This window comes from Allobosea sp. CRIB-10 (assembly GCF_900112185.1).
Classification (GTDB): domain Bacteria; phylum Pseudomonadota; class Alphaproteobacteria; order Rhizobiales; family Beijerinckiaceae; genus Allobosea.
In genome coordinates this window covers 42,545-58,757 of sequence record NZ_FOKP01000022.1, presented here as the reverse complement: position 1 = coordinate 58,757, position 16,213 = coordinate 42,545, and the positions used below count along the sequence as shown (strand labels likewise).

16 protein-coding genes are annotated in these 16,213 nt (G+C 68.8%); 11 read left to right on the top strand and 5 right to left on the bottom strand.

Translation table 11 applies throughout. The features are described from left to right. The first annotated feature begins 79 nt into the window (after positions 1-79). From BMZ69_RS23135 to BMZ69_RS23125, 3 genes are all read left to right on the top strand, one after another. A complete protein-coding gene (locus BMZ69_RS23135) occupies positions 80-985 on the top strand; it encodes a LysR family transcriptional regulator (protein ID WP_092161259.1) in 906 nt (301 codons plus the stop codon). A gap of 141 nt (positions 986-1,126) precedes the next feature. After that, positions 1,127-2,539, top strand: a complete 1,413-nt coding sequence (locus BMZ69_RS23130; protein ID WP_092161344.1) for an FAD-binding oxidoreductase — start codon at positions 1,127-1,129, stop codon at positions 2,537-2,539. A 170-nt stretch (positions 2,540-2,709) separates the two neighbouring features. Beyond that, positions 2,710-3,504: an IclR family transcriptional regulator gene (locus tag BMZ69_RS23125; protein ID WP_092161247.1), complete on the top strand. Its 795-nt coding sequence runs from the start codon at positions 2,710-2,712 to the stop codon at positions 3,502-3,504. Here the strand turns inward: BMZ69_RS23125 and BMZ69_RS23120 are convergent. Together BMZ69_RS23120 and BMZ69_RS23115 are read right to left on the bottom strand one after the other, a co-directional pair. Further along, complete coding sequence (locus BMZ69_RS23120) at positions 3,501-4,373, bottom strand: beta-keto acid cleavage family enzyme (protein ID WP_092161242.1); 873 nt, start codon at positions 4,371-4,373, stop codon at positions 3,501-3,503. The genes BMZ69_RS23125 and BMZ69_RS23120 overlap by 4 nt on opposite strands. A 12-nt stretch (positions 4,374-4,385) precedes the next feature. Next, positions 4,386-5,759, bottom strand: coding sequence for an aspartate aminotransferase family protein (locus BMZ69_RS23115; RefSeq protein WP_092161241.1), 1,374 nt, complete (start codon positions 5,757-5,759; stop codon positions 4,386-4,388). 134 nt (positions 5,760-5,893) lie between these two features. Here BMZ69_RS23115 and BMZ69_RS23110 point away from each other — a divergent pair, with 134 nt between their 5' ends. The 8 genes from BMZ69_RS23110 to BMZ69_RS23075 all read left to right on the top strand — a co-directional run bounded on the left by BMZ69_RS23110 (position 5,894) and on the right by BMZ69_RS23075 (position 13,101). After that, positions 5,894-7,048 (top strand): CaiB/BaiF CoA transferase family protein, encoded by a 1,155-nt coding sequence (locus BMZ69_RS23110; RefSeq protein ID WP_244543494.1) that lies wholly within the window; start codon positions 5,894-5,896, stop codon positions 7,046-7,048. Next, positions 7,045-7,971, top strand: a complete 927-nt coding sequence (locus BMZ69_RS23105; RefSeq protein ID WP_092161239.1) for an SMP-30/gluconolactonase/LRE family protein — start codon at positions 7,045-7,047, stop codon at positions 7,969-7,971. The genes BMZ69_RS23110 and BMZ69_RS23105 overlap by 4 nt, the downstream gene beginning before the upstream one ends. Continuing rightward, complete coding sequence (locus tag BMZ69_RS23100; RefSeq protein ID WP_244543493.1) at positions 7,968-8,879, top strand: dihydrodipicolinate synthase family protein; 912 nt, start codon at positions 7,968-7,970, stop codon at positions 8,877-8,879. Before BMZ69_RS23105 ends, BMZ69_RS23100 begins: the two co-directional genes overlap by 4 nt. Before the next feature lies 1 nt (position 8,880). After that, positions 8,881-9,159 (top strand): (2Fe-2S)-binding protein, encoded by a 279-nt coding sequence (locus tag BMZ69_RS23095; RefSeq protein ID WP_092161238.1) that lies wholly within the window; start codon positions 8,881-8,883, stop codon positions 9,157-9,159. Then, positions 9,156-10,580 (top strand): FAD/NAD(P)-dependent oxidoreductase, encoded by a 1,425-nt coding sequence (locus tag BMZ69_RS23090; RefSeq protein WP_092161237.1) that lies wholly within the window; start codon positions 9,156-9,158, stop codon positions 10,578-10,580. Before BMZ69_RS23095 ends, BMZ69_RS23090 begins: the two co-directional genes overlap by 4 nt. Next, complete coding sequence (locus tag BMZ69_RS23085) at positions 10,577-11,683, top strand: NAD(P)/FAD-dependent oxidoreductase (RefSeq protein ID WP_092161236.1); 1,107 nt, start codon at positions 10,577-10,579, stop codon at positions 11,681-11,683. The genes BMZ69_RS23090 and BMZ69_RS23085 overlap by 4 nt, the downstream gene beginning before the upstream one ends. A gap of 96 nt (positions 11,684-11,779) precedes the next feature. Next, positions 11,780-12,409, top strand: a complete 630-nt coding sequence (pcaG, locus tag BMZ69_RS23080; RefSeq protein WP_092161234.1) for a protocatechuate 3,4-dioxygenase subunit alpha — start codon at positions 11,780-11,782, stop codon at positions 12,407-12,409. 14 nt (positions 12,410-12,423) lie between these two features. Further along, positions 12,424-13,101 (top strand): dioxygenase family protein, encoded by a 678-nt coding sequence (locus tag BMZ69_RS23075; RefSeq protein ID WP_210188078.1) that lies wholly within the window; start codon positions 12,424-12,426, stop codon positions 13,099-13,101. 51 nt (positions 13,102-13,152) lie between these two features. Here the strand turns inward: BMZ69_RS23075 and BMZ69_RS23070 are convergent, their stop codons facing one another. The 3 genes from BMZ69_RS23070 to BMZ69_RS23060 all read right to left on the bottom strand — a co-directional run bounded on the left by BMZ69_RS23070 (position 13,153) and on the right by BMZ69_RS23060 (position 16,205). Next, the gene (locus BMZ69_RS23070) at positions 13,153-14,268 is read right to left on the bottom strand and encodes an iron-containing alcohol dehydrogenase (protein WP_092161233.1); all 1,116 of its coding nucleotides are present in this window, start codon (positions 14,266-14,268) and stop codon (positions 13,153-13,155) included. 37 nt (positions 14,269-14,305) lie between these two features. After that, positions 14,306-15,061: an SDR family NAD(P)-dependent oxidoreductase gene (locus BMZ69_RS23065; RefSeq protein WP_092161232.1), complete on the bottom strand. Its 756-nt coding sequence runs from the start codon at positions 15,059-15,061 to the stop codon at positions 14,306-14,308. 79 nt (positions 15,062-15,140) lie between these two features. Then, positions 15,141-16,205: an ABC transporter substrate-binding protein gene (locus BMZ69_RS23060; RefSeq protein WP_092161231.1), complete on the bottom strand. Its 1,065-nt coding sequence runs from the start codon at positions 16,203-16,205 to the stop codon at positions 15,141-15,143. Between the last annotated feature and the right edge of the window lie 8 nt (positions 16,206-16,213).

The following is a 16,213-nucleotide window of genomic DNA, read 5'->3' as shown; positions in this document are numbered from 1 at the left end:
GCCTGAAACACTGCCCTCTTGACCGCGCAACCGGCAAACGAAACGATCTCCTCCGGGGTAGTCGCTGAGGGAATATCTATTGGCCGGCCGCAATCTCCCGCCGTCGACCACGGCGCTCCGGGTCTTTCTCGCCGTCGCCCGCCTCGGCTCGACGGCGAAGGCGGCCGGCGAGGTGCACCTGACCCAGAGCGCCGTCTCCAAGCAGATCCAGGCGCTGGAGGAGCATCTCGGCACGGAGCTGTTCGAGCGCAGCCCGGCCGGCCTGAAGCCGACCGAGGCCGGCACGATCTACCGCCCCTATGCCGAGGCGGCGATCGAGCAGATGGAGCGCGGCGCCCGCCGTCTCGCCGAGCGCGCCGCGATCGGCCGGCCGATCCGCCTGCACATGATCGCCATTGCCGGTGAGCGCTGGCTGATGGAGCGCTTTCCCGAATTCGCCCAGGCCCATCCCGAGATCGACGTCCAGTTCACCAATTTCGTCAGCGAGAACGAGATCGAGGAGGCCGATCTGGAGATCGTCCACGGCTTCGGCCCTTGGCCGGACCGCGAGTCGCACTACCTGTTCGGGCGCCAGGTCGCGTTGGTTGCCGCGCCTTCGGCGCTGGAGCGACTGGGCGGTTTCAATCGCGCCGCCGACATCCAGAAGATGACGCTGCTGCAGCATTTCCAGATGCCGGCCTTCTGGGCCGAGTTCACCGAGGCGCACGGCCTGCGCGGCGCGGTGCCCGCCCACACCGTGCGCTACGGCTATTACTCCGTGATCATCCGCGCCGCCGTCGCCGGGCTCGGCGTCGCGCTCGCGCCGCGCTGCTATGTCGCCGAGGAACTGGCCTCGGGCGCGCTGGTCAATCCGCTCGGCCTCAGCTTCGACAGCGCCACCGGCTGCTGGCTGACCGTCACACCGCAGAGCGAGCGCAGCCCGGCCCTCGACGCGCTGGTCGCCTGGCTCTGCGAGGAAGGGCGCCGCTTCGACGCAGCGGGTTGAGGCTCGGGCTTGGAGGCGGCCGGATCGCGCACTTCCCCTGGCGATGCAGAGCGCTCATGCTGCTACCGCCGTGGCCAAGGGCGACATCACGGTCGAGATTGCCTTATGAGCATGCCGGAAACGCCGGAAGTCGAGGACAGAATGAACGTTCCTGCCGCCACGTCGCAGACCACCCGGTATCCTGCCCTCGACGATCTCACCGCCTCCTTGCGGGATCTCCTCGGCCCGCGCTGCTCGACCTCGGACAGCGAGCGCGAGCATCACGGCCATGGCGAGTCCTATCACCCGACCAAGGCGCCCGACGTCGTCTGCTATCCGCAGACCACCGAAGAGGTCAGCAGCATCGTCAAGCTCTGCCATCAGGCGAAGGTGCCGGTCATCCCGTTCGGCGCCGGCACCTCGCTCGAAGGCCATGTCGTCGCGCTGCATGGCGGTGTCTGCATCGACCTTTCGCGCATGAACGCGATCACCGCCGTCAATGCCGAGGATCTCGACTGCACGGTCGAAGCCGGCGTCACCCGCAAGCAGCTCAACGAGCATCTGCGCGATACCGGCCTGTTCTTCCCGGTCGATCCCGGCGCCGACGCCACCCTCGGCGGCATGACCGCGACGCGCGCCTCGGGCACCAATGCGGTGCGCTACGGCACGATGAAGGACAATGTGCTGGCGCTCACCGTCGTGCTCGCCGACGGCACCGTCCTGAAGACCGGCGGGCGCGCCCGCAAATCCTCGGCCGGTTACGATCTGACCCGCCTGTTCGTCGGTTCCGAGGGCACGCTCGGCGTCATCACCGAGGTCACACTTCGCCTCTACGGCATCCCCGAGGCGAGCTCGGTCGCGGTCTGCTCCTTCCCGGACATCGCCAGCGCCGTCAATTGCGCCATCGAGACGATCCAGTGCGGCATCCAGGTCGCCCGCGTCGAACTGCTCGACGAGACCTGCATGCGCGCTATCAACCGCCACAACAATCTGAGCTATCCCGAGACGGTCGCGCTCTTCCTCGAATTCCACGGCACGGAGGCGGCCGTGGTCTCGCAGGCCGAAACCGTGCAGATGCTCGCGGAAGGCCATGGCGGCGAGGGCTGGCGCTTTGCCACCAGCGCCGAGGAGCGCAACAGGCTCTGGCAGGCAAGGCACAACATGCATTACGCGCTGCTCGCCTTGCGTCCCGGCGCCAGCAGCTGGGGCACCGACACCTGCGTGCCGATCTCCCAGCTCGCCGCCTGCATCACCGAGATCAAGGAGCACGCCAAGGATGCGCCCTTCCCGGTCACGGCGCTCGGCCATGTCGGCGACGGAAATTTCCACATGGGCTTCCTGATCAGAATGGATTCGCCCGAGGAGATCCGCGAGGCCGAGCGGCTGAACGGCCTGCTGGTCAACCGCGCCATCGAGCTCGGCGGGACCTGCACCGGCGAGCACGGCGTCGGCTACGGCAAGGCGAAGTTCCTGCGCAAGGAGCACGGCGACGCCGCCGTCGACGTGATGCGCACGCTGAAGGCGAGTCTCGATCCTGACAACATCATGAACCCGGGGAAAGTGCTGCCGGCCTGAAGGATGTGCGCAACGCGACAACCCCTCCCCCTTGTGGGGAGGGGAAGGGGTGGGGGGCGCAAAGTCGAAGCGTATTCGCAGGCCACATGCCCCTCGCCCGTACGTGACCGCAGCGCACAACTGTTTTACATGCAAATGGAACGGTGACCCCTGAGGCGGATAGGCAGCGTATGGACGACGCGGCGGATGCGGAAACGCAGCACAAGAACCACGCGGTCTATTTCGTGCCCGGCCTGCATCGCGGCCTGCGTGTCCTCGAGATCGTCGCGGCGGCGCGCCGGCCGCTGAGCATCACCGAGATCGCCTCGGAGCTCGGCCTGACGCGCTCTTCGGTCTTCCGTCTGATCTATACGCTCCGCCATATGGGCTTCCTCGAGGAGGAGCAGTCGAAGCAGTTCGCGCTCGGGCCGCGCGTCCTCAATATCGGCTTCGCTTTCCTGGCCTCGAAGGACATCATCGAGATCGCCCGCCCCGAATTGGAAGCGCTGCGCGACGAGACCCTGGTCTCGGCGCACCTCGCGATCCGCGACGAGCGCGACGTGCTCTATCTCAGCTGCGTGCAGACCCGCTCGGGCTTCCTCAGCAACATGAATGTCGGCTCGCGCGTGCCGGCCTATGCCTCGCCGATGGGCTGGCTGCTGCTCGCCGGCCTGCCGCAAGCGGAGCTGGAAGAGCTCTTCCGCAAGGAACGCTTCGTGCCGCTGACCAGCCAGACGCCGACCTCGACACAAGAGCTGATCGCCACGGTCGAGGCGGCGGCCGCGCGCGGCCATGTCGTCAGCCGCGGCGTGATGGAGGCGGCCGGCAGCTCGATCTCCGCCCCGATCATCGACCGGCGCGGCGCGGTCGTCGCCGCGATCGACATCTCCGGCCCGGACTCCGCCTTCGACCTCGACCAGATCGAAGGCCGCTACCTCGCCGCGGTCAGGGCCGCGGCCAAGCGGATCTCCGAACGGCTGGGCTAAAGGCCGAGGATCGCCCGCGCCTCGGCCGGCGTCGCCAGCGCGCCGCCCAAATTCTCGACGATCGTACCAGCCTTCTCGACCAGCTCGGCATTGTCGCGCGCCAGCACGCCCTTGCGGATGTAGACATTGTCTTCCAGCCCGACCCGGACATGGCCACCGAGCAGGAAAGCCTGCGCCAAGAGCGGGAATTCGTGCCGGCCGATGCCGAAGGCCGCCCAGATGCAGTCCGGCGGCAGCTGCGACGCGAAATAGACCAGCGTCTGCGGGTTCGGGATCGCGCCATAGCGCACCCCGAGCACGAGCTGGATCAGCAGCGGATTGCGCAGGACGCCATCCGCCTGCAGCGCCTTGGCGAGCTGCAAATCGCCACCGTCGAACAGCTCGAGCTCGGGCAGGACGCCGGCGGCATAGATGCGCCGCGCCATCTCGGTGACGTTGCGCGGCGTGTTGATCACCACCGCGGTCCCTGAGAACATCGTGTTGAGGTCGAGCGTGCAGATCTCCGGCTTCAGCGCCTCGACATGCGCGACGCGCCGCTCCGGCGTGGTCAACGTCGTGCCCGGCGCCGCGATCTTGGGATCGTCGATCCCCGGCACGAAGCGCCCGCCCTCCCCGGTCGAAAGATTGAGGATGACATCCGAGCCGGATTGCCGGATGCGGTCGACGATCTCGCTGAAGAGGGCAAGCTCCATGCTGCCCCTGGTCGTGGCAGGATCGCGGGCATGGAGATGCACCACCGCCGCGCCGGCCTTGCCGGCCTCGATGGCGGCGGCGGCGATCTCGGCCGGCGTCACCGGCAGGCCGGGATGCTGCTCGCGCAGCGTCAGATTGCCGGTGACGGCGCAGGTCAGGATGGTCTTGCGCGACAAGGCAATGGCTCCTCAGGCGGCACTGCGGGCGGCGGGCAGGGTCGCGGCCAGCGCCGCCCCGAGCGTCTCGACGATCTCGTCGACATGGCCGGCATCGATGGTGAAGGGCGGTGCCAGCAGGACATGGTCGCCATTGACGCCGTCGGCCGTGCCGCTCGACGGATAGCAGATCAGGCCGAGGCTCTGCGCCGTCTGCTTGATCCTGGCGGCGAGCCCATCCTTCGCTGCGAAGGGCTGCTTGCTGTCGCGGTCTGCGACGAGTTCGAGCGACTGCAGCAGGCCCCTGCCCCGGATGTCGCCGACATGCGGATGCTGGCCGAAGGCCTCGCCCAGCCGGCGCGACAGCAGCGCGCCCATAAGCCGGACATTGTCGAGCAGACCCTCCTCCTCGATCGTCTCGATCACCGCGATCGAGGCGGCGCAGGCGACGGCATGGCTCATATAGGTGTGGCCATTGGCGAGCAGGCCGGAGCCTGCCTCGATCGCCCCGGCGACGCGCTCGCTCGCCATGGTCGCGGCGATCGGCTGGTAGCCGGCCCCCAGCCCCTTGGCGATGGTGATGATATCCGGCCGCACGCCCTCCTGCGCGCTGACGAACATCGCCCCGGCCCGGCCCATGCCGCACATCACCTCGTCGGCGATGAAGAGGACACCATGCCGGTCACAGATCTCGCGGATGCGGGCAAAATAGCCGGGAACGGCGGTGGCGCTGCCAAGCGTCGCCCCGACGATCGGCTCGGCGATGAAGGCGGCGACGCTCTCCGCGCCGAGGCGCTGGATCTCGGCATCGAGCTCGTCAGCGACGCGCAGGCCATAGGCCTCTTCCGTCTCGCCCGCGCCTTGGTCGCGATAGGCGTAGCAGGGCGAAATCTGCGAGGCCTCGATCAGGATCGGCTGGTACAGCGCCCGCCGCCCGGCATGGCCGCCGACCGCGAGCGCCCCCAGCGTGTTGCCGTGATAGCTCATCCGCCGCGAGATGAACCGGTGGCGCTCGGGCTGGCCGATCTCGACGAAATATTGCCGCGCCAGCTTCAGCGCCGCCTCCATCGCCTCCGAGCCGCTGCCGACGAAGGCGACGCGGCCTTGCCCGAAGCCGGCCGGGGCGCGCTCGACCAGCATCTGCGCCAATCGCTCGCTCGGCTCATTCGTGAAGAAGGAGGTGTGGGCGTATTCAAGCTTGCCGAGCTGCGCGATGATCGCCGCGGTGACGCGCGGATGGCCATGGCCGAGGCAGGACACAGCCGCACCGCCGCTGGCGTCGAGATAGCGCCTGCCGTCGGCATCGACGAGGTGGACGCCGTCTCCCTTGAGAGCGAGCTGCGGCGTGCTGCGGAGGTTGCGATGAAGGACCGCGGACGCGTTCGCCCAAGGGCTTGGTTGTGACATGGCATTCCCCGCAACCAGAAGAATTCTGTTGATATGCAAAACACATTTTCGTATGAGAAACAAGAACGGAGTGGCCGAGCTTGAGCCCGCGATCTTTGAGCCCATCACGGCAACGTCCCTTTCACGGCATTCGGGTGCTCGACCTCACCCATGTGCTCGCTGGCCCGTTCTGCGCCTATCAGCTCGCTCTGCTCGGCGCCGACGTCGTCAAGATCGAGCCGCCGCAAATGCCGGACACGGCGCGCGGACGCGGGCCGGACGACGCGCTCAATGCCGCCGGCCTCGGCATCAATTATCTCGTCCAGGGCTCGAACAAGCGCTCGCTGGCGCTCGACCTCGCCAGCGAGGACGGCCGGGCGATCCTGCTCGATCTCGTCGATGGGGCCGACGTGCTCGTCGAGAATTATCGCGCCGGCGCGCTGGATGCTCTCGGACTTGGGCCGCAGACGCTCTGCGCCCGCAACCCCCGGCTGATCCATTGCTCGATCACCGGCTTCGCCCGCGGCCATGAGCGCGAGGCGGTCAACGCCTATGACAACGTCATCCAGGCCGCCTCGGGCGTGATGGCGCGCACCACCGGGCGCTCGGGCGAGCCGGTGAAGTCGGGCGCCTCCTTTATCGACTACGCCACCGGTTATGCCGCCGCCTTCGCGATCTCGGCCGGGCTGTTCCAGCGCCAGGCCAGCGGCAAGGGCCAGATCATCGACTGCGCGATGTTCGACACCGCGCTGACCCTGATGGCGCCGGAAGCCGCCGCCGCACTCTATGAAGGCCCCGTACAGCCACGCCCGAAGGAAGCCGGGCTCGGCACCTATGAGACGGCCGACGGCCTGCTGATGCTCGGCGCCTTCAATGTCAGGCAGAACAGGCGGCTCTGGGAGGCGCTCGGCCGCCCCGACTTCGCCGCGCTCGATAGCTGGCCGGCGCTCTGGGGCGCCGCGCAGGCGATGCGCGAGGCGCTTGTCCCGATCATGCTGACCCGCACCGCGGCCCAGTGGGAGGGCTGGCTACACGCGATCGGCATCCCGGCCGAGCGCGTCCGCACGCTCGACGAGGCTGCCCGCATGCAGCATCTGCGCGAGCGTGGCTTCTTCCACAGGCTCGACGCCGCGCTGCCGGGCGCAGCCTCCGTCGCGGTGCCGCTCGCCCCCTTCACCTATGCCGCCGCCGGCCCGGCGATCGACCGGCCTCCGCCAAAACTCGGCGAGCACAGCGCTGAAATCCTCGCCGAGACCGGGCGCTCGCCGGCCGAGGTCGAAGCCCTGAAAGCGCGGGGCGTGATCGCATGATCGCCGCCGCCTTTCCCCGGCACGAGGCCGCGCTGTTCACCCGCCTGCCCGAAGCCCTGCACTGGACCGGCGAGCCGACCGAGTGGGTCCGCATCACGCGGCCGGGCCAGCGCCTGCACTCCTTCCTGGAAGGCGCATGCTTCGACGCGGAGGGCAACCTCTGGCTCGTCGACGTGCCTTATGGCCGTCTGTTCAGGATCGCGCCGGGCGGCAGCTGGCAACTCGCCTTCCAATATGACGGCGAGCCCCACGGCTTACGCCCGCGCGGCGACGGGACCTGGCTGATCGTCGACTACCGCCATGGCCTGCTCGCCTTCGACCCCGCCGCGAACACCGTGACGACGCTGTGCGCGCGAGTGAACACCGAGCCCTTCCGCGGCCTCAGCGATCTCACCATCGCGCCCAATGGCGATGTCTGGTTCACCGATTCCGGCCGTACCAGCCTGTCGGACCCAACTGGGCGGGTCTACCGCTTGCGCCAGGGCCAGACGAAGCCCGAGCTGATCCTGGCGAACGTGCCCTATCCCAACGGCATCGCGCTCTCGCCGGACGGCAAGCTCGTCTATCTCGCCGCGACGCGCGCCAATGCCATCTGGCGCTTCATGGCGGAGGCGCCCGATCCGGCCTGGCCGATGGTCGGCACCTTCCTCCAGCTCTCCGGGGGCCTCGGCCCGGACGGGCTCGCAGTCGACACCTCGGGGCGGCTCGCCATCGCCCAGGCGCAGGCGGGACGGCTCTATCTCGTCGATGCGCTCGGCGATCCCGTGGCGGTGGTGCACACGCCGGGCGGGCTCTGGACGACCTCCTGCGCCTTCTCGCCGGACCAGAAGTCGCTCTTCATCGTCGAGGCGCAGACCGGCAGCGTCTTCCGAATTTCCATGGCCACGCTTCTTGCGGGCTCCGCTTCAGGACATCGCTCATGACCATGCTGACGAAGGACACGCTCAAGGGCTTCGTGCCGGCCATCGTCACGCCCTTCGATGCGCGCGGCGAGATCATGGCGGACGCGTTCGCCGACATCGTCGAGCACCTGATCGGCATCGGCGCACAGGGCATCTGCGTCGCCGGCGACAATGGCGAGAGCTGGGCGCTCGACCGCGACGAGCGGGCCCGCCTGACCCGCATCGCCGTCGACCGCAGCGCCGGGCGCGTGCCGGTGATGATGGGCTGCACCGCCCCTGGCTCACGGCAGACGATCCAGTATGCGCAGGCCGCGCGCGACGCCGGCGCCAGCGGCATCCTGGTGATGCCGCAGACCTATGTGCTGAAGGCGACGCGCGAGGAATTGCTGCGGCGCTTCGAGCTGCTCGGCAAGGCGGTCGATATGCCGATCTTGCTCTACAACTCGCCGCGCCGCGCGGTGATCGAGCTCTCGATCGACGATGTCGAGGCGATCACGGGCGTCGCCCCGGTCGTCGGCATCAAGGAATCCAATCGCGACATCGGCCATCTCACCCGGCTGATCAGCCGCATGGGCGACAGGATCGCGGTGATGGTCGGCCCAGCCTATTACATCCTGATCGGCAGCGCCCTCGGCGCGCCCGGCTTCATCGCGACCGGGCCCGAACTGCTTGGCAGGACCGCCGGAAAGCTGATGGAGATCGGCCGAAGGGCGCCCGATGCCGACTATGTCGATGCCCACAACAAGCTGACCATCGTCTACGAGACGCTGATGTCGCTCGGCACCTGGCCCTCCTCCCTCAAGGCGGCGCTCAATCTGCAGGGCCTGCCGGCCGGCGTGCCGCGCGATCCGCTGCTGCCGCTCGGCGAGGCCCAGCTCGACAAGCTCCGCGCCACGCTGGGTGAGCTCGGCCTGCTGCCCGGCCGCTGAGATGGCGGGCGACCTGCGCATCGGCTCCGCCTGGACGCGAACGGTCAGCTTCCGCTTCGACGGCGAGACGCTGACCGCGCGGGAAGGCGAGACGCTCGCCGCGGCGCTCTATGCGCAGGGGCGGCGGACGCTGCGCATCAGCCGCGACGATAGCGGCCCGCGCGGCGCCTTCTGCTTCATGGGCGTCTGCCAGGAATGCGTCGTCTCGATCGACGGCCGGCTGACCGAAGCCTGCCGCACGCCGGTGCATAACGGGCTGGTCGTGGAGAGCGTGCGGTGAGCGATTACGATCTCATCCTGCTCGGCGCAGGTCCCGCCGGCGCCGCCGCGGCGATCAAGGCCCGCAGTCTTGGTCTGTCCGTCGGCGTGATCGACGAAGCATCGGCAGCCGGCGGCCAGGTCTATCGCACGCCCTCCCCGGCGCTGACGGCAACGCAGCCCGATGCTGACCGGGCGAAGGGCGATGCGTTGCGGGCGAAGCTCGCCGCCAGCGGCGCCGTGCTCTACGCCAACCACCGTGTCTGGTCGCTGAGGCCAGGCTTCTCCGTCATCGCGATCGGACCCGACGGCCCGCTGACGCTCGAAGCGCCCAATCTCATCGTCGCCGCCGGCGCGGTCGAGCGGCATATCCCCGTCACCGGCTGGACCTTGCCCGGCGTGATCGGGCTCGCCGGAGCAACCATCCTGCTCAAGGCCCATGGCGTGCTGCCGGGGCGCCGCGTCGTCGTCGCCGGCTCCGGTCCCCTGCTTCTGCTCGTCGCGAGCAAGATCGTCGCTGCGGGCGGCGAGGTCGCCGCCGTCGTCGATGCCGCGCCGCGCGCAAGCTGGCTCGCCAGGGCCGGCAGCATGCTGGCGCGGCCCGATCTCATAACCAAAGGTGCGAATTGGCTGCTCGCGCTGCTGAAGGCGCGGGTTCCGATCCATTCCGGCACCGCGATCCGCGCGATCCACGGAACGGACGGCGTCGAATCCGTCACCATCGGCCCCGTCGATCGCGACTGGCGGCCGGTTGGCGATGCCGAGCGGACGCTCGCTGCCGACGCCGTCTGCCTGGGTTTCGGGCTGTTGCCGTCGACCGACGTTACGCGGCTGCTCGGCGCCGAGCATCGATATAAGCCGGAGCTGGGCGGCTGGATTCCGGCCGTGGATGCCTCGCTCCAAACCTCAGTGCCCGGCCTCTTCGTTGCTGGCGATGGCGCCGGCGTGCGCGGCGCCGATGCCGCCCCGCTTTCGGGCGAGCTCGCCGCGCTCGGTGTCGCCCGCCGGCTCGGGCGCGGCGGCGGCGGCGGCAGCGCAGGCGAGGCAGCGCAGACGGAAGCCAACTGGCACAAATCCGGCCGTTTCGGCGCGGCGATGTCGGCGCTCGCCATGCCGCCACCCGGCGCTGCAGCAATGATCGACCCTGACGCGACCGTCTGCCGCTGCGAAGGCCTAACCCGTGCGATGCTTGACGCCGCGATTGCGGCCGGCGCTCGCACCCTCGCCGACCTCAAGGCGACGACGCGTTGCGGTATGGGTCCCTGCGGCGGCCGTGTCTGTGGCGAGGCGGCGGCGATGCTGATCGCCGCCGCGACCGGCTGGGATCGCGAGGCGATCGGCCAGCCCAGCGCCCGTCCGCCCTTGCGCCCGGTGCCGCTCGCCGCGATCACCGGCGCGTTCGACTATGACGAACTGCCCATCCCCGCTCCGGCCCCGCTATGAGCGCGCTCTACGACCTCGCCGTCATCGGCGGCGGCATATTGGGCAGCGCTGCCGCCTGCCGCGCCGCGGAAGGTGGCATGCGCACGATCGTCATCGAGCAGCAGACGCTCGGCAGCGGCGCCTCGGGCGTCAATGCCGGCACGCTTTCGCTGCAGATCAAGCGCGTCAGGCTGATGCCCTATGCGATCAAGGGCCATGAACTCTGGGAAAAGGCCGGCGAGCGCGTCGGCTTCCACAAGACCGGCGGCATCACTCTCGCCTTCAATCAGCGCGAGGCCGATCTCCTGCACGAGCGCATGGCGCTGAAGCGCGAGGCCGGCGCGCCGATCGAATTGATCACGCCGGCGCGGGTCGCAGAGCTCGAACCCAATCTGTCGCGCAAGGTCGTCGCCGCGAGTTGGTGCGCCGAGGACGGTTACGCCAATGCCAGCCTATCCGGAGCCTATTACCGCACCCTGCTCGAAGCCGCCGGCGTCGACATCCGCGAGCGGACGCCCGTTACGGCGATCGACCGCAGCGGCAGCGCTTTCGAGCTCGCGACACCGGCGGGCCCCGTCCGCGCAACCCGACTGCTGCTCGCCTGCGGCGCCTGGCTCCGAAGCGCGGGCGCGATGATCGGGCTCGACCTGCCGGTCCGCGCCCGCGTCAACACCGTCTCGGTCACCGAACGCGGCCCGGCCCTCGTCGGCACAGTCGTCGGCCACGCCACCGGCCTGCTCACCTTGAAGCAGAAGCCGAACGGCAGCATCCTGATCGGCGGCGGCTGGCAGGGCACGGGCTCGCCGGATGAAGGCCGCAGCTCGGTCGATCCCGCGACGCTGCTGCCGAATCTGCGGCTCGCCATGTTCGCCGTGCCCGGCCTCGATCGTTTCCGCGTAGTACGCTCCTGGACCGGCTTCGAAGCCAATGTGCCGGACTTCTTTCCCCTCGCCGGTGCGGCGCCCGGCATCGACAATGCCTTCCTGCTCGGCTGCGTCCGCGGCGGCTACACGATCGGCCCCTATATCGGCGCGCTGATGGGCGACCTCATCCTCGGCCGCGAGCCGGAGCTGCCGCTCTTCGATCCCGGTCGCTTTGCAACGGGGGCTTCGGCGGCCGCCTGATCCTCGCGCTACGTTGATCAAACAAAGTTTTGTATATAAACGAAACTAAATCAGGGAGGATGGCATGCCGCAGAGATCGTCGATCGAGATCGCGCAATGAACGCTGCGCCCGCCACCACCAACCGGCTCGCGCCGCTCGCCGAGGACACGGTCGGTCCTTACTACCCCTATTCCTTCATCGACGGCGACCGCAGCGACCTGACGCGCCTGCATTACGGGCTGAGCGTCGGGCCGCAGGGGCAGCAGATCGTCCTGCGCGGCCGCCTGCTCGACAGCGACGGCGCCATCGTCGACGACGCGCTGGTCGAGTTCTGGCAGGCCAACGCTGCCGGCATCCTGCGCACGCCGGACAATGACGGCCATCCCCTGCTCGACCCCTTCTTCGACGGCTTCGGCCGGCTGATCACCACGACCGAGCCCTTCGCCTTCAGGACGATCAAGCCCGGCGCGCTCCCTGCAGAGGGTGGCATGGCGGCGCGCGCGCCGCATATCACCATGACGATGTTCTCCGACGGGATTACCCGGCTGGTCACGCAGGTCTTCTTCGACGACGAGCCGGAGGCGAACGCACAGGACCCGCTGCTCGCGAGTCTGCCGGTGGAGCTGCGCGAGCGTCTGGTCGCCAGGCGGGTCGAGGCGCCGGCGGACGGCCCTGCCGTCTACGAGATCGCGATCGTGATGCGTGGCCCGGGCGAGACGCCCTTCTTCGACGACCTTTCGAGCTGAGCGGAGGCGAAGCGATGTCCCTGATCATCGACCGCGGCCGCCTGATGCTGCCGGGCCCGACCGACGGCGCCGCCGAACGACGCGTGCCGAGCGAGCGCCTGCACCTGATCCCGGAAGCGGCGCGGCGCAGCTTCGTGCCCTGGGTCACCGACCTGCCCGGCCTCAAGCTCGGCGAGAACGACCTGACCCGGATCGCGCCCGGCCGGCCGCAGGCCGAAGGCGAGGTGATCGAGATCTCCGGCCATGTCCTCGACGAATTCGGCCGCCCGGTCCGCAACACGCTGGTCGAGGTCTGGAACGCCAACACATGGGGGCGCTACACCCATGTGAAGGACCCGGTGCGCGAGCGGCTCGACCCGAACTTCCTCGGCTTCGGCCGGACCATCACCGATGACGCCGGCCGCTACCGCTTCCGCACCATCATGCCCGGCTCCTATCTGGCGCGGCCGGACATCGACCGCTGGCGCCCGGCCCATGTCCATGTCTCGATCCGCGGCGGCTCGGCGCGGCTGATCGCCCAGATGTATTTCGCGGGCGATCCGCATCTCGCCCGCGACCCGATGTTCATCCTGCTCGGCGAGGCGCAAGCCCGCCATTTCGGCAACCGCGTCGGACAGGGCCCCAACGGCGAAGCGCTCTACCGCTGGGACATCGTCATCGGCGGGCGTAACGCCGCCTATTTCGAGAGCTGATCCCGCATTCTCTCTTGGAGCGCGCTTGCAGGAGCGCGCTCCAGCGAGCGTTCACATCACGCTGTCGAGGATCTCTGCATAATCCGCGGCGCTCAACGGCTTGGGGTTGGTCTGGTGGCTGTGGTCGGCCAGCGCCCGCTCGCAGATCCAGTCGAACATCGCCCGGGTCACGCCGAGTTCCGACAAGGTCGCGGGCAGGCCGAGCTCGCGGTTGAGGCGCTCCAGCGCAGCGGCGAGATCGCTCACCCCGGCCACTCCCTGCAAGCGCGCGATCTTGGCGGGCGCGGCATCGGCGTTCCAGCGCAAGACGGGCGGCATCAGGATCGCGTTCAGCGTGCCGTGATGCAGCTTCAGCGACTTGATGCCGCCCAGCGCATGGCTCAGCGCATGGACCGCGCCCAGCCCTTTCTGGAAGGTCATGCCGCCCTGCAGCGCGCCCATCATCAATTCGCTGCGGGCCTCCGCGTCGGCGCCGTTGGCGAAGGCCTTCGGCAGGGCCGCCCAGATGCGCGCGAAGCCGTCGACCGCGATCGCTTCGGCCGGCGGATTATAGCGCGGCGAGAGATAGGTCTCGATGCAGTGCGACAGTGCGTCCAGACCGGTCGCGGCGGTGAGGAAAGGCGGCAGGCCGAGCGTCAGATCGGGGTCGCAGATGGCGCGCTTGGGAATGAGATGGGGGCTGATGAAGCCGAGCTTGCGCTCGTCGTCGAGCGTGATCAGCGCGGCGCGGCCGACCTCCGAGCCTGTGCCCGCCGTCGTCGGAATGGCGATCAGGGGCGCGACCGCCGCGGTGATGCGCGGAATGCCGCCGAGAATGCCGGCATAGTGCGCGAGCTCGCCGGGATGCGTCGCCAGCAGTGCGACGCCCTTGGCGAGGTCGATCGGCGAACCGCCGCCGAAGGCGACGACGCCGTCGCAGCCCTTCTCGCGATAGAGCGCCAGCGCCTGCTGGACCCCGCTCTCGGTCGGATTGGTCGGCACGTCCAGAAAGGTCGGGACATCTTTGCCTATGAGTGACGTCACGCGCTCGAGCAGCCCGGTCGAGGCGATGCCATGGTCACTGACGAGCAGCGGGCGCGAGATGCCCAGATCCTGCATCGCGCCCGGCAGCGAGGCCAGGGCGCCCGCGCCGAAATGGATGGTGGTGAGATAGCTGATGATGTGCATCTTGCTTCCAGTTCGCTTGTTCAGTGCCGAATGTCGATCAGCCGGCGAGATAGCCGCCATCGATCGGCAGGATCACCCCGGTGACGAAGGATGCGGCCGGTGATGCCAGGAACAGGGCTCCGCCGACGATGTCGTCGGGCTGTCCCCAGCGCTTCAGCGCGGTCCGGGACAGGATCGGGCCGCTGCGCTCGGGATCGCTCCGGAGCGCTTCGGTCAGGGGCGTGGCGATCCAGCCCGGGGCGATCGCGTTGACGCGGATGCCGTCGGACGCATAGGCGATCGCCAGCGACTTCGTCATCTGGCCGATGCCGCCCTTGCTGGCCGAGTAGCCGGGAACCAGGCCGCCGCCCTGAAAGGTCAGCATCGAGGCGAGGTTGATGATCGCGCCCTGCCCGGTCCTGGCCAGGAGCGGCCGCGCCGCGGCGCAGACCCGCATCGAGCCGGTCAGGTTGACGTCGATTACCGCGGCAAAGACCTCGGGATCGAGCTCGTCGCCGCGCCGGATGATCCCGGCGCAATTGACCACGACGTCCAGCGTGGCGAAAGACGACAGCAACGCCGTGACCGCGCCGCCATCGCGAACGTCCAGCAGGCGATGCTCGACACCGGACACCCTGCGCCCGGTGGCTGCCTCGACCTCCGCCTGCGTCGCGCCCGTCGCCAAGACACGCGCGCCCGCCCCGGCGAAGCCCGCCGCGATGGCGGCGCCGATGCCGGAGGTGCCGCCGGTGACCAACACCTGCCGCTCGGCGAAGAACGGGCGGGCCCATTGCGGATCGGGGGAAATCGTCATGCGGTTCTCGACCGTTTCTTGTCCGCGCCGGCGGCGCGAGTGGTTACCCTGCCGCCCGAAGGAGCGGCAGGGCCATTGGTCAGTTCTTCGGCGTGAAGACGTAGCCATCGCCGATCATCGCCGCCTCGGGAATCTTCGGCAGATCGGAGAACAGCTCGGGCTTGGTCTTCATCACGTCGACGATATAGCTCGCATTCATGTGCTTGTTCACGTCGAAGGTCTTGTCGATGAAGCCGAGGCGGTTGAGCGTCGCGACGGCGCTGTGCAGCGCGGCGTAGTTGTTCGCCGACAGCCGGCGGTCGGCCTGCTGGATGTTGAAGGCCATCGCCTTCTCCGCGACGGCCGGATCGAGGCCGGGAATCCAGCGGGTGGCGGTTTGGGCAGCGTCCTTGGGATTGGCGCGCATCCACTTGTCGGCCTCCGACAGCCCGGCCAGGAACTTCTTGATCGTCTCACCGTTCTTCGCGACCCAGGCGCGTAGGCCGACATTGAAGCCGATATAGGAGATGTGGTTGCCGCCGCGAACGACCTGATAGGCGCCGGGGACGTCCTTCTGGGCGACGATCGGCCACGGGTCCCAACCGACGAAGGCGTCGATGCCCTTCGACAGCAGCGCGACCGTCATGTCGGGCGGCGGGGTGTTGACCAGCTGGACGTCGGCGACCTTGAGCCCGGCGGCCTCGATCAGCGCCAGGATGTAGAGATGGTTGATCGTGCCGAACGAGGCGGCGATCTTCTTGCCCTTGATCGTCGAGAGGTCGCCGGCCTTGATGCCGGAGCCGTCGCGCGCGACCAGCGCCACCGTGGTGTCGGAGCCGAGCTGGGCGGCGTTGCCGCTATAGTTGCCGAGCGCGACCAGATCCATGCCGCGCACCACGGCGCCGATCATCGGCACGCCGACCTGCACCGTGTCGACCTGGCCGGCCTGCAGCGCGTTGAGCGCATCGACGCCGGTCGCGAAGGGATTGGCGATGGTGACGTCCAGCCCGTTTTTCTCGAAGAAGCCCTGCTCGAGCGCGATCGCCAGGCCGAGCTGGTCGATGCCCGAGACCATGCCGGCCTTGAGCTTGACGAGTTCCTGCGCGCTCGCGGCGAACGGTATCGCGAGCGCCAACCCGACGGCCAATGCAAGTCGTCTGATCATCTTTCTCC